The 13,307-nt window shown below is 65.3% G+C and carries 15 protein-coding genes; 5 read left to right on the top strand and 10 right to left on the bottom strand.

Annotation, left to right across the window (positions count from 1 at the left end; all coding sequences use genetic code 11):
- Positions 1 to 98 precede the first annotated feature (98 nt).
- Entirely contained in the window at positions 99 to 650 is a 552-nt protein-coding gene (locus LB538_RS22940) for a cysteine hydrolase family protein (protein ID WP_224529354.1), read from the bottom strand.
- Between the two features lie 141 nt (positions 651 to 791).
- Between LB538_RS22940 and LB538_RS22935 the strand changes: the two genes are divergently transcribed.
- Positions 792 to 1,319, top strand: coding sequence for a hypothetical protein (locus tag LB538_RS22935; protein ID WP_224529357.1), 528 nt, complete (start codon positions 792 to 794; stop codon positions 1,317 to 1,319).
- Positions 1,320 to 1,331: 12 nt separating this feature from the next.
- Here the strand turns inward: LB538_RS22935 and LB538_RS22930 are convergent, their stop codons facing one another.
- Complete coding sequence (locus tag LB538_RS22930) at positions 1,332 to 2,240, bottom strand: LysR family transcriptional regulator (RefSeq protein ID WP_224529377.1); 909 nt, start codon at positions 2,238 to 2,240, stop codon at positions 1,332 to 1,334.
- A gap of 97 nt (positions 2,241 to 2,337) precedes the next feature.
- On the opposite strand from LB538_RS22930, the gene LB538_RS22925 reads away from it, so the two are divergent.
- Positions 2,338 to 3,573: an MFS transporter gene (locus tag LB538_RS22925; protein WP_224529379.1), complete on the top strand. Its 1,236-nt coding sequence runs from the start codon at positions 2,338 to 2,340 to the stop codon at positions 3,571 to 3,573.
- Positions 3,574 to 3,608: 35 nt separating this feature from the next.
- On the opposite strand, the gene LB538_RS22920 is transcribed toward LB538_RS22925, so the two are convergent.
- From LB538_RS22920 to LB538_RS22905, 4 genes are all read right to left on the bottom strand, one after another.
- Positions 3,609 to 5,606 (bottom strand): amidase, encoded by a 1,998-nt coding sequence (locus tag LB538_RS22920; RefSeq protein WP_224529381.1) that lies wholly within the window; start codon positions 5,604 to 5,606, stop codon positions 3,609 to 3,611.
- A gap of 229 nt (positions 5,607 to 5,835) precedes the next feature.
- The gene (locus tag LB538_RS22915; RefSeq protein ID WP_224529383.1) at positions 5,836 to 6,513 is read right to left on the bottom strand and encodes a hypothetical protein; all 678 of its coding nucleotides are present in this window, start codon (positions 6,511 to 6,513) and stop codon (positions 5,836 to 5,838) included.
- A gap of 149 nt (positions 6,514 to 6,662) precedes the next feature.
- The gene (locus tag LB538_RS22910; RefSeq protein ID WP_224529760.1) at positions 6,663 to 7,187 is read right to left on the bottom strand and encodes a WD40 repeat domain-containing protein; all 525 of its coding nucleotides are present in this window, start codon (positions 7,185 to 7,187) and stop codon (positions 6,663 to 6,665) included.
- Complete coding sequence (locus LB538_RS22905; RefSeq protein WP_224529385.1) at positions 7,160 to 8,242, bottom strand: WD40 repeat domain-containing protein; 1,083 nt, start codon at positions 8,240 to 8,242, stop codon at positions 7,160 to 7,162. The genes LB538_RS22910 and LB538_RS22905 overlap by 28 nt, the downstream gene beginning before the upstream one ends.
- 277 nt (positions 8,243 to 8,519) lie before the next feature.
- On the opposite strand from LB538_RS22905, the gene LB538_RS22900 reads away from it, so the two are divergent.
- The 3 genes from LB538_RS22900 (at position 8,520) to LB538_RS22890 (ending at position 8,964) form a co-directional block, all read left to right on the top strand.
- Positions 8,520 to 8,609 carry a putative RiPP precursor gene (locus LB538_RS22900; protein WP_224529388.1) on the top strand — a complete coding sequence of 30 codons (90 nt, stop codon included), beginning with the start codon at positions 8,520 to 8,522 and terminating at the stop codon, positions 8,607 to 8,609.
- A gap of 50 nt (positions 8,610 to 8,659) precedes the next feature.
- Complete coding sequence (locus tag LB538_RS22895) at positions 8,660 to 8,758, top strand: putative RiPP precursor (RefSeq protein WP_224529390.1); 99 nt, start codon at positions 8,660 to 8,662, stop codon at positions 8,756 to 8,758.
- Positions 8,759 to 8,874: 116 nt separating this feature from the next.
- Positions 8,875 to 8,964: a putative RiPP precursor gene (locus LB538_RS22890; protein ID WP_224529399.1), complete on the top strand. Its 90-nt coding sequence runs from the start codon at positions 8,875 to 8,877 to the stop codon at positions 8,962 to 8,964.
- Between the two features lie 85 nt (positions 8,965 to 9,049).
- On the opposite strand, the gene LB538_RS22885 is transcribed toward LB538_RS22890, so the two are convergent.
- From LB538_RS22885 to LB538_RS22870, 4 genes are all read right to left on the bottom strand, one after another.
- Positions 9,050 to 10,240, bottom strand: coding sequence for a hypothetical protein (locus LB538_RS22885; RefSeq protein ID WP_224529400.1), 1,191 nt, complete (start codon positions 10,238 to 10,240; stop codon positions 9,050 to 9,052).
- A gap of 181 nt (positions 10,241 to 10,421) precedes the next feature.
- The gene (locus LB538_RS22880; protein ID WP_224529403.1) at positions 10,422 to 11,198 is read right to left on the bottom strand and encodes an exodeoxyribonuclease III; all 777 of its coding nucleotides are present in this window, start codon (positions 11,196 to 11,198) and stop codon (positions 10,422 to 10,424) included.
- A 153-nt stretch (positions 11,199 to 11,351) separates the two neighbouring features.
- Positions 11,352 to 11,987, bottom strand: coding sequence for an alpha/beta fold hydrolase (locus LB538_RS22875; RefSeq protein ID WP_224529407.1), 636 nt, complete (start codon positions 11,985 to 11,987; stop codon positions 11,352 to 11,354).
- Between the two features lie 211 nt (positions 11,988 to 12,198).
- Complete coding sequence (locus LB538_RS22870) at positions 12,199 to 13,296, bottom strand: tetratricopeptide repeat protein (RefSeq protein ID WP_411909052.1); 1,098 nt, start codon at positions 13,294 to 13,296, stop codon at positions 12,199 to 12,201.
- Between the last annotated feature and the right edge of the window lie 11 nt (positions 13,297 to 13,307).

The following is a 13,307-nucleotide window of genomic DNA, read 5'->3' as shown; positions in this document are numbered from 1 at the left end:
ACCGCTCCCATGGCCTTCAAAAAACGCCTCATTAGCCCAACAAACAGAATTCACTCTCCCGTGCAAAGCCCTCACAACGGGAGAAGGTGAAGGCGCGCTCAGCCTTCGATCAACTCCGCCGTCGTCGCCATCCGCACGCCCTGCCCCGCGAAAGCCTCGTTGTGGCGGGCAATGATGTCGGGCGCGTTTTCCTCCACAGAATCCAGCGTCGAATGCGCGTCCGAAACCACGGTGACGCCAAATCCCTCGGCAAAGGCGCCCTTCACGGTGGCGGCGACGCAGAAATCAGTCTGGGCGCCGAGGAGCACGACGTCCTTCGCGCCGTGTCCCGCCACCCATTCAACGAGTTCGGGATTCGAGAAGGCGTTGCCGACGGTCTTGCCGAAGGTCGGTTCGTCGGCGGCCTGACCGAGCAGCGGCCATACCGGCCAACCGGAAGCGCCCGGCGCCAGCGGATCGCCTTCCGGTCCGTCATGGCGGATAAACGCCACCTTGCGGCCGGAACGCCGTGCCCAGTCGATCAGCCGACGGGCACGCTCGGCGATCGTGTCGGCGTCATGGATCGGCGGATCGAACCGACCGTCGAACATGCCGGTCTGCAGGTCGATGACGATCAGCGGCGCGGCGGCGGAGGGGGCTGTGTCTGGCATGGCGCGAAGATAGCGTGGGTGGGGGGCGGGTCAAGGACGAGGCAGGAGCCAACAAGCATGAACTCGCGCAAACCATCTACAATTTTGAGTTGCATTCAGGATTAATCACAACTAAGATGATCGAGAGATCGGGGGATGACAATGGATGAACAATACACCGTATTCCTGATCGGAGGAGGCACGGGAGGTGACGAGCAGGCGGTGTTCACGCCGCACGATGCGGGGACCCGATGCAGGCTCACCTGCAGCTATCGCAATAAAGTCATCGCTGCTGAAGAAGACGACTATTTCGAAGCCCTATGCCAAATCCGCAATCGGCTCGAAGTGGAAGGACTACTACCCTTTTGTTATGGCGCGAGCGCCAATGTTTTCCCTGAAGGCACCGTGACAGAGATGAGTCGAGGATTGGTGGTCTGCAAAGTGAAAACGGGCGAGCGTCCCAAGAGGAGCGACTTAGTCAATATATTTGACGATGGCTATGACGTGATGCCCGTGTTCGTCTCGATGCAGCAGAAGTTTTGGGATTCGTGGCTCGCCTCCCTGCCCCGATCACAAGACCCGGAGATAGCGAACTCGACGGACGGTGCAACCCACTCCCTCTGGCAGTCTCTAACACTTCGCTTTGCCAAGATGTTGAAATCGCTTTTTCCACTGTCAGGGGGAAGATAAGGCACCTGGCTTCTACGACATCAGCGGCATCGGCCCCTTCAGCGCCTCCGCCAGCGCGTCGCGGAACACCGCGATCGGACGCGCCAGCCTGCCGGCCGGCGGGCGGTGGAGCAGCCAACAGCGCACCTGCGGCTTGAAGCCGGGGCAGTCGACCACCTCGACCGCGTCGCGCCATTGGCTGCCCGACAGCGCGCCGGGCGTGACGACGCCGATGCCGTGGCCGCGCGCCACCAACGACATCCTCAGATCCGCGCCCTGCGCCTCCACGCCGACATGGAAGGGCAGCCGCGCCGCCTCGAAGCGATGGCGGATGAACGCGCGGAAACCGCAGCCGGTTTCGTTGAGCACCCAGGGGTAGCGCGCGAGATCGTTGAGCTCGGCCGGCTTCGGCACGCCGAGGCCTGGCGAAGCCACCAGCAGCACCGCCTGCACGCCGAGATCGTCGCCGACGAGCTCCGGCGGCGGCGCGACGCCCTCGGCCAGACAGACGGCGACCGCGTCGATCTCGCTGTGCAGCACCTGCTCCACCAGGCGCGGCGACAGGCTGGAGGTGATATTCAGCGTCAATTGCGGGAAGGCCGCGCGAAGACTGTCGAGCGGCTCGGACAGCGCGCTGGTCGACAGATAAGGCATGATGCCGAGGCGGAACTCGCCCCTCACCTCGCCGGCCGGCGAGACGCCCGCCTTCAGATCCTCCAGCGAGCGCAGCAGCCGACGGCTATGCTCATAGGCCTCGCGACCCGATGCGGTGGGTTTGAGCGGCTTCGACTGGCGGTCGAGCAAAGGCGTCGCCAGCCGCTCCTCGAGATTCTGCACCCGGCGCGTCACGCCGGGCTGGGTGAGATTGAGCCTGGCAGAGGCGCCGACGATGGAGCCGGTTTCGACGACGGCGACGAAGGCTTCGAGGTCATGGATGTTCATGCGTATCTCGCATAATCATTATCAAATAATTTCAATTGTAGCATTATGATCAGCGCGAATAAAGTCCTCGCGAGATATTCAAACAGCGAGGCTACCCATGAACGGAACAGACAACGCCCGGATCGCGACGGCCGAGTTCGCCGATCCGTCGCCGCATGCCGGCGGCGGCACGATCACGCGATCCCAGACGCTGCTGTTCGCCGCTTCGGTCGGCATCATCGTCACCAATCTGTTCGCGCCGCAGACGCTGGTCGGGCTGATCGGACCGTCGCTGGGCGCGGCGGCATCGGAAAGCGGCCTAGTATCAATGGCCACCCTGCTCGGCTATGCGGCCGGACTGTTCTTCCTGGTGCCGCTGTCTGACCTGGTCGAGAACCGTGTGCTGGTGCTGCGCATGCTGTGCGCGGCCGCGCTGGCGGCGGCGGTCGCTTCATTCGCGCCGTCGGCCGCCTCGCTGCTTGCCGTGCTGTTCGTGCTTGGGGCGGCCTGTTCCTGCATCCAGGTGCTGGTGCCGGTCGCGGCCTCGATGGCGCCGCCGGGACAGGACGGGCGCGTTATCGGTGACGTGATGAGCGGGCTGATGATCGGCATCCTGCTCTCGCGTCCGATCGCCAGCCTCGTCGCCGACGCCTTCGGTTGGCGCGCCTTCTACGGCATCAGCGCCGCGGCACTTGGGCTGCTCGCCATCCTGCTCGGCCTCGCTTTGCCAAGGCGCAAGCCTCTGGCGCATGCGAGCTATGCGGGGCTCATCGCCTCTCTGGTCGGACTTCTGGGTCAGGAACCGGTGCTGCGGCGTCGTGCCTTCACCGCGTGCCTGGTGATGGCGGCTTTCAGCGTGTTCTGGACGGCGGTGGCGCTACGCCTGTCCGCCCCGCCTTTCGACCTTGGCCAGAAAGGCATTGCGCTGTTCGCATTTGTCGGCGCCGGCGGCGCGGCTGTGACGCCGATCTTCGGCCGCGCCGGCGACCGCGGCTTTACGCGCACCGCCACGATCCTCTGCCATCTCGTGCTGATTGCGGCGCTCGGCCTCGCCGCATGGGCCGGGGCGACCAAAGCCGGGGCATGGCTGCCGCTCATCCTGATGGGTGTCAGCGCCGTGCTGCTCGATTTCGGCGTCACCGGCGACCAGACGCTGGGCCGCCGTGCGGTTAATCTCCTGCAGCCCAAGGCACGGGGCCGCATCAACGGGTTGTTCGTCGGCATCTTCTTCATCGGCGGCGCGATCGGCTCGCTGCTTGCCGGCATCGCCTGGACCTGGGGCGGCTGGAACGCGGTGTGCGCGGTTGGAGCGCTGTTCGGGGTGGTGGCGCTGGTGGTGGATTGGACCGAGTAGCTCGATCTTCTCCTCTCCGCTTGTGGGGGAGGAAGCTATCCAATCCCACCCGTCACCGTATATGCCCCGCTGACGCGCCCATCCGGCGACCTTACAATGGCCGTGACGATCGAACCATAGGCGCCGCGCCAGACGCTGTGGAAGCCTTGATGGGTCGTGGCCGGCACGATCACGCGAACGGTGAATCGGTTAGCGCTGCCTTGCATGGAAACCGGCTCGCCGTTGACGTGGACTTTCACCACCGCCGCGTCGCCGGTCTCCAGCGCGATCGCGATCTCATCGGTGTCGCCGGCGCGGATCGTCTCAGCCGTGAGCGCCAGCGTGAGCGGGGGATCGCCAACACGACTTGCCGCGCCCCTGGCCTCGAACACATCATCGGCCAGCGCCGGCGTGCGCGGCGGAACGGTGCGGCGCCTTGTGGAGCGCTCGTAATCACCGGCGATCATCAGCAATGCCACGTCGTCATAAGCCTTGCCGGCGAAGGTGAGGCCGACGGGCATGCCGATATCGGCCATGGTGCCCATCGGCACCGTCACCGTCGGGATGCCGAGATGCCGCCAGACCAGATTGCCGTTGGCGACCCAGGTGCCGTTTCGCCAGGCAAGCCGGGCGGAAGCCTCGTTGATGTCGGCATCGGCCGGACCGACATCGGCGACCGCCGGCAGCACCACGGCGTCGAGCCGGTTGGCATCGAGCCAGTCTTCGAAGTCGGCGCGGCGCGTTGCTTCCAGGCCTTTCAGGCCCGCCTCGATGGTGGGAATGTCCGCGAGCGGCGCCACGCCCCGCTTCGCCCGCTCGACATACTGCGCCAGGTCGAAATCGGCATCGCCATAGCGATCGCGCAACGTGCCCGGCGGCTGCGGGAAGATCTTTGCGCCGTCGACCGAAGCGAGATCGGGGATGGCCGGATCGGCATTGGCGCGCAGGAAATCGTCCCAGGACCAGATGGACAGGTCCCAGATCTCGCGTTCGGCGAATTCCGGCGGCACAAGGCCGCGGTCGACCATCGACAGCGCGCCCGGCCGGTCGCGTTCGTAGTTGGAGACGACAGGGAAATCGACCTCGACCACCTCGGCGCCGAGTGATTCAAGGTCGCGCGCCGCCTGCCGCCAGAGCTCAAGTACCGAGGCGCGCGTCTCGATCGGGCGCTCCGCGCCGTCATCCTTGCCGATATACATTTTCGGCACGCCGAGCCGCTTGCCCTTGAGCGCACCCTGCACGGCAAGCGCGGTGTAGCTCGCCGGCCGTAGCGCCGAGGCTTTCGGGATTTGCACCCAGGGCTGCACGCGCCAGAAATCGCCGCGCGTCTCGGCATCGTCGGCGACGATCACATCGAGCAGCTCCAGCATGTCGGGGATGCTGCGCGTATGCGGCACGACCACATCCATGGTCGGCACCAAAGGCCAATTACCGCGCACCGAGATCACGCCGCGCGAAGGCGTGTAGGCGACCAGCGCGTTGTTGGAGGCGGGCGCGCGCCCGGACGACCACGTTTCTTCGCCGAGCCCGAAGGCGGCGAAGCTGGCGGCGGTCGCGGTGCCCGAGCCGTTGGAGGAGCCGGAGGCGAAGGCGGCGGTGAGGAAATCCTTGTTGTACGGACTTTCGGCGCGACCATAGACGCCGCGCTGCATGCCGCCATTGGCCATCGGCGGCATGTTGGTGAGGCCGATCAGCACCGCGCCGGCGGCGCGCAGCCTAGCGATGGTGAAGGCGTCCTCGTTCGCCGTGAGATGCTCGAAGGCCGGCGACCCGGCCGCCACCGTCAGCCCCTCAGCCTTGTAGCTGTCCTTGGCGGTGTAGGGGATGCCGTCGAGCGATCCGAGCGTCTTGCCCTCGCGCCGGCGCCGGTCGGACGCTTCGGCCTCCTCGAACATCTTCGGGTTGAGGATGGGCACGGCGTTGAGCGTGATGCCGTGGCGGTCGTAATGGGCGATGCGCCGCAGATACGCAGCGACAAGCTCGACGCTGGTGACGGTGCCATTTTCCAGCGCGTGGCGCAGGTCGGCTATCGAGGCTTCGACGAGGTGGAGCATGATGGGGATCGAATTTCCTTACAGAAGCTGCGTTCCGTCACACCCCCCTCTGCCCTGCCGGGCATCTCCCCCGCAAGGGGGAGATTGGATGTCGCGACGGCTTTTGCCAATCGCTGACGCTGCAGAGAGGGTGCCGTCGCAGGAACTGCCAATCTTCCTCCTTGCGGGGGAGATGGCCGGCAGGCCAGGGGGCTGTCCAGCCGGCCTGTCAGGTGTCCAAGGGCGCTATTCATTTTTCCGGACGAATGCCCGCCTCTCGCCCTCGTGCTCTACGCTCAACCCACCAATCATTCTGCCAATCTTCATAGCCGAGAAGCGAGCCCTCCATCCGTTCGAGGGCTTCGTTCCAGCCGATCTTGGCGGAGACTTTCGATGCCAGCAGATATGCGTCTATTCGCCATTCTTCGCCGGAGAGTGCGAAGAGGGCGCGCCGCCATCTTTCGAACTTTGGGAAGCGGGCGCGCTCGGCCTCGGTGAAGGGCGTGTCGATTATGCGGCGCACCAACCGACCCGAACGGACGAACGGGTCGAAGCGGGCCAGCATTTCCGTCAACCACTCCACCGGATAGGCGTCTTGGAACACCGCCAGAGGCTTGCGACCTTCAAGCATCAGCGGCAGCTCGAAATTCGTGTGAACGAGATACGGTGTCTCGCGGATTGGATGCCAGGGCTCGATGCGATTGAGCCTCGGATCAAGCTCGCGAGGTGGGATGCATATCGCGCCCAGCCTTTGAATATCTCCCGGGTCCAATTCCCATGAGCCTGATAGCTGTGTGTTGCCGCAACCCAGAACCGCGCTAAGCTTTTTCAGGTCCAAGACGCGGATTCGAGCCTCAGCGATAGCCGAACCGGTCGCAGGATCGATCTGCTGCAGGACAAAATAAGTGGATTCGGCAGTGTTGCTCATGCGGCGACGATGGCTGCTCGGACAGTCCTTGTACAGGTCTCCTTCTGACAGGGCCGTTCGTGGCGCCCCATCTGCTCTGCAGGGCATTTTTCCCCACTTGGGCGAGATTGGCTGTCGAGGCCGCTTTTCGCCCACCTCCAACGTCACACTCACTCCGGCGCCCCGGCAAACAGCACCGTGCCCTCCCCGCCCGCCGCCGGCCAGTCGCGGATGGCGCGGTCGATGCCGCCGGTCAATAGCGTGCTGTCGGCGGCGAACGCGACCGCGTACATGGGACCAGTGCCGGGGTCGAATTCGGCGATCTCGCTGCCGGTGTCCATGTTCCATATCCTGGCGGTGCCATCCAGCGAGACGGAGCCGAGGCGCTTGCCGTCGGCCGACAAGGCCAGCGCATAGACCGTGCCGGAATGCCCCTCGAAGCGGCGGACCTCCTTGAAGGTGTCGAGGTCCCAAAGCTTTATCGTGTAATCGCCGCTGCCGGTCACCGCGTGGTGACCATCGGCCAGGAAGACCGCGCCATAGGCGCCTCGCTCGTGGCCAAGCCAGCTGCGCAGTTGCTTGCCCGCAACGATGTCCCAGAGCTTCAGCTCACCGTCGATGCTGCCCGTGAGCGCCCTGGTGCCGTCGGGCGAGATGGCGACGGAACTCACCGGCCAGTCGTGGCCCGGCAGCACATGCAAGACCGCTCTCTTCCCCAGGTCCCAAACGCGACGGAACCGGTGTCGTGACCGCTAACGGCGAGCTTGCCGTCCCGGCTGATCTTCAGTTGCCTGACGCCGCCGTTTGCCCCTGAGGAGAAGACGTGCAGCACCGTGCCGTCGGATAGCTGGCGCAGCACGATCTCGCCGTCGTCGCCGGCGGTGAGCACGGTCTTGCCGTCGGGCATGAAAAGCGCGCTGCGCGCCATGTCCTTGTGCTCACCAAGGTCGCGGATCAGCCGCTTGCCGTCGATATCCCAGAGCTTGATCATGCGGTCGGTGCTGGCGCTCATGATCTGGTGGCCGTCGGCCGACACCGCCAGCCAGACGACGGCGTCGCGGTGGCCTTCCAGCGCGGTTGGCTGGGCCGGCGGCACCGGTGGAGGCGGCGCCACCGTCTGCGGCGGCGTTGCGGGAGCGGGCGCCGTCTGCTGGGTTGGCTGGACCGGCTCTGCCGGCTGGGCAGGCCGCGGCGGCGCGGACTCGGCCGGTGGAGCGGCTGTCTGCGCCGGCTGAGCGGGAGCCGCAACCGGCTCGGGCAACGGGGGCTTTGCAGCCTCATGCTGTGCGGGTGCGGGCAAGGCTGGCTCGATGCTCGACTCGGGCGTGGTAGGTTTTGCGCTCGCCTCCGGCTCGGGCGGTCGAGGCGCCGGATCTGCCGGCGCGGTGGCGACTTCCTTCGCCGGTTCGGCGCCCGGCGCCCGCCAACCGAACTGGTCGGCGACGATGACGATCAGGGCCAACAGCGGCAAAGCGAGCGCTGCGCGGCGCAGCCGCGGATGGCCGGCCGGCGCGATCTCGGCGTCGCGGCCGAACAAAGGGGCGGCCGGATCGTGACCGGCGGCGCCCGGCAGCAGGCCGGCGAAGAAAAGCAGCCCGGCAAGGACCGACAGCACGCCGGCCGCGCCGAAGACTTCCAGGCGCGCCGTCGCCGGCGGCCTGCCGCCCAGCGCCGCATAGAGCTTGACGAAACAGGCAATGCCGACGATCAGCATTGCCAGCGCCAGCAGCCTTTCGGTCGATCTCTTCATCGGTCTCCCCCCATCGCCCCGCCGCGTTGCAACCGGCGGCAGCGGGCCCCGGCATCCCAGCCGAGCTTGCGGCCAAGGCTAAGTGCAAGACGTCACACAGCTTCCCCGGGCGATATCCTTCGCATCCGGTTCCGGCCCGCGCGGTCGCCCCACTATTGGGCGGCGGCTCTATCAGTAGAACGCTATCCCCAGGAACAGAACAGCCCGCTGGAGCCGGTGATTGACAGAAATTGCATATGTGAGATTATCCGCCGGGGATTTCTAGGAGAGCGATCTTATGAAGAAGACTTACGAGAAGCCGGTTTTGATCCGCAAGGGCAAGCTTTCGACAGTCGTGGCGGGTTCGCCGCCCGTCGTGCCGGGTTGATGAAAATAATCGGTGCCTTTGCCGGCACTGATTAACGGGGGAAATTTGGGATGAAAAAGATTTACGAGAAGCCGATTCTCGTCCGCAAGGGCAAGCTTTCGGCGGTGGTGGCAAGTCCGTCGCTCGCTATCACCAATGGCGCTACCTGACGATATAATTTCAGTGCAGTAGCAAGAATACGCAAAGGGGAAGCGCTTGCTCGGGCGTTTGCTTGACGGCAGACGTGCGTATGAGATCATGCGGCGGAATTTTCGGGAGAGCGTGGATGAGGAAGACCTATTTGAGGCCGACGCTGGTCAAGAAGGATAGGCTTTCGGCAATCACCGCTAACGGCGCAGCTTCCGTCGTATTCTGAGCCAAAGACGCGTTGCAGACCTTGGGGCGGCGCGGGTTAGTCTTGCTTGAGAACGCAAGAATTGCCGTGCTTTGGCCGGCATATGTCAAAGCGCCACGATCAGATCGTCGAGCACGGCCTGCCAGTGGTGTCTGGTGGAGATGCGGACACGCGTCACCGCCTGCAGCATGGGCGCGTATTGAACCGGTGCTAGTGCCGACAGCGCGATCTCATCGCTGGCGATCAGCTCCTCCCCTAACCAGCTTTCGACACGCGCGGTCTCGCCTTCCGAGGCCAGCCAGGCCGCAGTCAGCATCACCGAGTGGAAGCCGAAGGGCGCATCGCGGCCGAACTCGGCCGGATGGCCGCTGCTGGTATAGGCGATGTAAGCACCCGAGACATTGCCGTTGACATAGCCCTCACTGTTGGCGGTGTGGTCGCGCGCCATGGCGTTGAGATTGCGCCAGTCGAGCCCGGCGTGGCCGGAGGGCACTTTGCACAGGCCGCGCGGGGTTATGTCGTCGAAGCCGATGGCCCTGAGCGCCGCGCCGGGCGAGAGCGCGCCGGACACCAAAAGGCCGAGATCGACCGGATAGCCCGACAGCTTCAGTCGCCGATCGAGCCCAGAGCCCGCAATGACGATTTCATCGGCCTCGACGCCGAGCGGGAAGCGGAAGGCCGCGTCGGCGGGCAGCGCCCGGCTCTCAAGCAACTGACCCTTGGCCATGACCGACAGCGTGACGCCCGTCGCGGCCGGCGTCCTGCCGTTCAACGTCCGCCCCGGCGCGAGCCCGACCGGCTTCGGCAACGCCTCGCCGATGAGGCCGACCATGGCGCCCGGCGCATCCCGCAGGCGCACCGTCTGGTCCTGGTTGGCGCTGCTGGCGCGCCAGCCCGGCGGCACGGAGACCGAGAAACGATAGACACCGGGCCGCTGGATCGCCGCGCTGCGGCGCTTCGACGACATCGGGAAATTCGCGAAACCGGCAGCGTTGCTGCGCGCCGAAGCAAGGAAAGTGCCGCGCTCGTCATAGAGCCGCACCACGATGCCCGCCATCGGCCGGTCGGCTTGACCATAGGCGCCGTCGCCGTCGACATCCATGTAGACGAAGGACGAGAAGTTGAGCTTGCCGGATGTCGGCGCCCAGTGGGCGCGCGGCGCGTAGTCACCCGCCGGATCGGGATTGCCGCGCGCCCTGCGGCGCTTGCGGCGCCAGCGCAGCGCGATCGCAATGAGAGCGATGGCGCCGGCAAGGACAAGGGCTGAGATAAGCGCGACGAGGGCGGTGTCAGCCATGGCGGAGAGGCGATGGCTGGAGATCGCCGTTCAAGACCGCGTGCATGAAATTGTCCCCCCATCCAAGTTTGCAGCAGATTAGCGTTGGGCATCGATGCCGCAAGTCATTGCGATGGACGAGTCAGGATTGAGATGCTGGCGGGACAGCGCCAGCTTTCCCTTCTCACCTTGCGGGTGAAGGTCAGGTTGCCAACTCCACCCAGACCGGCGCGTGGTCGCTTGGATTGTCCCCTCCCCGCACTTCGCGGTCGATGCCCGCCCCTTTCAATTTTCGAGCGAGCTTCTTCGATAACAAGATGTGGTCGAGCCTCAGGCCGGCGTCGCGCGGCCAGCGGTTCCGGCGATAGTCCCAGAAAGTGTAGAGCTTCTCCTCCTTGGGAAAAACCTTTCGCAACGCGTCTGTCCAGCCCTGCGCGATCAGCGCGGCGAAGGCGGCGCGACTTTCGGGTTGCACCAGCGCGTTATCGTCATAGGAGCGTGTCTGGTAGATGTCGCGCGGCTCGGGCACGATGTTGAAGTCGCCGGCGAGCGCCACCGGCAGACCGGTGTCGAGGAGCTCACCCGCATGCGCGGCGAAGCGCTCGTGCCAGGCGAGCTTGTAGTCGAATTTCGGCCCCGGTCGAGGATTGCCGTTCGGCGCATAGAGGCAGGCGATGACGACGCCGTCGATCGCCGCCTCGATGTAGCGGGCCTGGCGGTCGGCATCGGCGCCGGGCAGTGCATCGCGCGTCAGCACCGGCTCGGCACCGCGCGCGAGGATCGCGACGCCATTCCAGGTCGGCTCACCCTTCCACACAGCGCCATAGCCGGCGTTGGCGAGCCGGGTCAGCGGAAACTGCGTGTCGCGCGCCTTCAGTTCCTGCAGGCAGACGACGTCGGGCTTTGCCTTGGCGAGCCAAGCCAGCAGGTTGTCCAGCCGGGTGTTGATATTGTTGATGTTGAAGGTGGCGAGTTTCATCAAGTCTGTCGATATTCAGGTGATGCCGGCCTGCAAATGGCGGCTTCCTGCGCTTCCGGTGCTCACGTACTTTAAGTACGCTCCGCTCCGGTTCTCGGAAACCACCATTTTCGACTCGGCCTGACCTGAATCTCGCCAGACTTGGCGGCGTAGTCAGTCCGCCATCCGGATTTTGATCGTCTCCGCTACCGTCTTCAGATGATCGCCCGTCGAAAAGCCCGAGATCGCCTTGCGTGGTTTCAAATCATGGTCGCCGTCCTCCAGCCAGATCACCTCGATGGCAGGAGAAAGGCCGTAGGTCGCTACTTCCTCCTTTGTACCGAACTCGTCGCGCGTGCCCTGGAAGATCAGCGTCGGCGTCTTCAGGTCGGCGAGATGTTTTGTCCGCAACTGCTCAGGCTTGCCCGGCGGATGGAAGGGATAGCCGAGACAGACCAGGCCGGCGATCTCGTCCTTGGCGAACATCTCGTCGGCGACCATGGAGGCGACGCGGCCGCCCATCGACTTGCCACCTATGATCAGCTTTCCGGTCACGCCCTTGGCGCGCAGATCGGCGATCGCCTTCACATATTCCGGGTTCACCGTCTCGGCGCGCGGCGGCGGCTTGCGATGGCCGTAGCGGCGCGCGGCCATATAGTGGAACTCGAAGCGTGCGACCTGAAAGCCGGCGGCGGCGAGCGCCTTGGCGGTGGCAACCATCGAGGTTGAATCCATCGGCGCGCCGGCGCCGTGGGCGAGCAGGATGGTGACGGGGGCGGTGTCGAAGCCGTCGAAGAGGAAGTAGGTCATGGGAGCGCCAATCTCACCTTCTCCCCTTGTGGGAGAAGGTGGCCGAGCGAAGCTCGGACGGATGAGGGGTGCTCCAGCTTGGCGGATACGCCCTTCAATACTCCTACTTGCGACAAGGTCACCAACGTCTCATTCCTTCCAGCACCCCTCATCCGTCTCGGCGCTGGCGCGCCGATCCACCTTCTCCCACAAGGGGAGAAGGAAAAGGCGCTCACCCCGCCGTCCGCGCCATATGCAGATCCACGAACTGTATGCCCTTCTGCGCAGTCCGCGCCCAATCGGACACCGCATCCAGCTCCAGATATCGCACCCACAGCCGGCGAGCCTCGGCCAGATTGCCCGCATCGAATTCCAGGCGCGCGAGGTTGAACACCGGATCGGCATAGGTCTTGTCGAGCGCAACAGCCTTCTGGAGGTGCCTTCGCGCCGATGCCACCCTGCCCTCGTCGCTCATCAGGCCGGCGAGGTTGAACCAGGCCTCAACGAAACCGGGGTCGAGCTTTATCGCGCGGGCATAATCATGCGCGGCTTCGGTAACCCGGCCGGCGCCGCGCAGGCAATTGGCGCGGTTGAAGGCGGCAATCGCATCCTTGGGATCGATCGCCAGGCAACGCTGGTAGAGCGCGGCCGCATCGTCGTGGCGCCCCTCCTCTTCTGCCATCTCGGCCTCGGCGAACAATTCCTCCAGCGTGTCATCCTCGGGTGAACCGAGGTCGAACAAAAGCTGGCCGTCGAGCTCGCTCCTGCCTTCGTCGAGATAGATCGCATCCGGGCGGCCATGCTGCGAGCCGAGATTGAGCGACTTGGCGGTGAGCGAGGCGACCGGGCCGGAGCGATGCACCGAGCGCGCGATCGCGCCCCAGGTGGCGCCGCTGGCGATCAGCCCGGCATATTTCCTCGCCAGGATCAGGTCGCGGAATGAATAGGGCTCGCCATCATGCTCGAAGGCATCGAACAGCGACAGAAGGTCGAGATCATCACCCGCCAGCCGCGATTGGTCGATCAGCGATTGCCTGGAGAGCGACGAGGCATCGGGCGCCTTCATCAGTCCAAGCAGGCGCAGGAAGCCGTTCTCGCTGATGAGTTGGCGGCCTGCTTCGCGCTCCGCTTTCACGCGGCGCTCGATCTCGGCATCGCCGGATTTCGCCGCCTTGGCGAGAAGCGCGCGGCCGAACACGACGTGCGTGGTGCGGCGCGTGACGCCGCGCCTCAGCTCCGCATGGCGGCGCCCGACCTCGCGCGCGGCGAGCCGCAATGGAAAGGCGGCCAGCGCGCCGACGACGCCGAAGACGGCGCCGGGAACGATCACTGGCCCGGCAT

Source organism: Mesorhizobium sp. Ca11 (assembly GCF_020165275.1).
Classification (GTDB): domain Bacteria; phylum Pseudomonadota; class Alphaproteobacteria; order Rhizobiales; family Rhizobiaceae; genus Mesorhizobium.
This window is presented reverse-complemented; position numbering and strand designations above follow the sequence as displayed.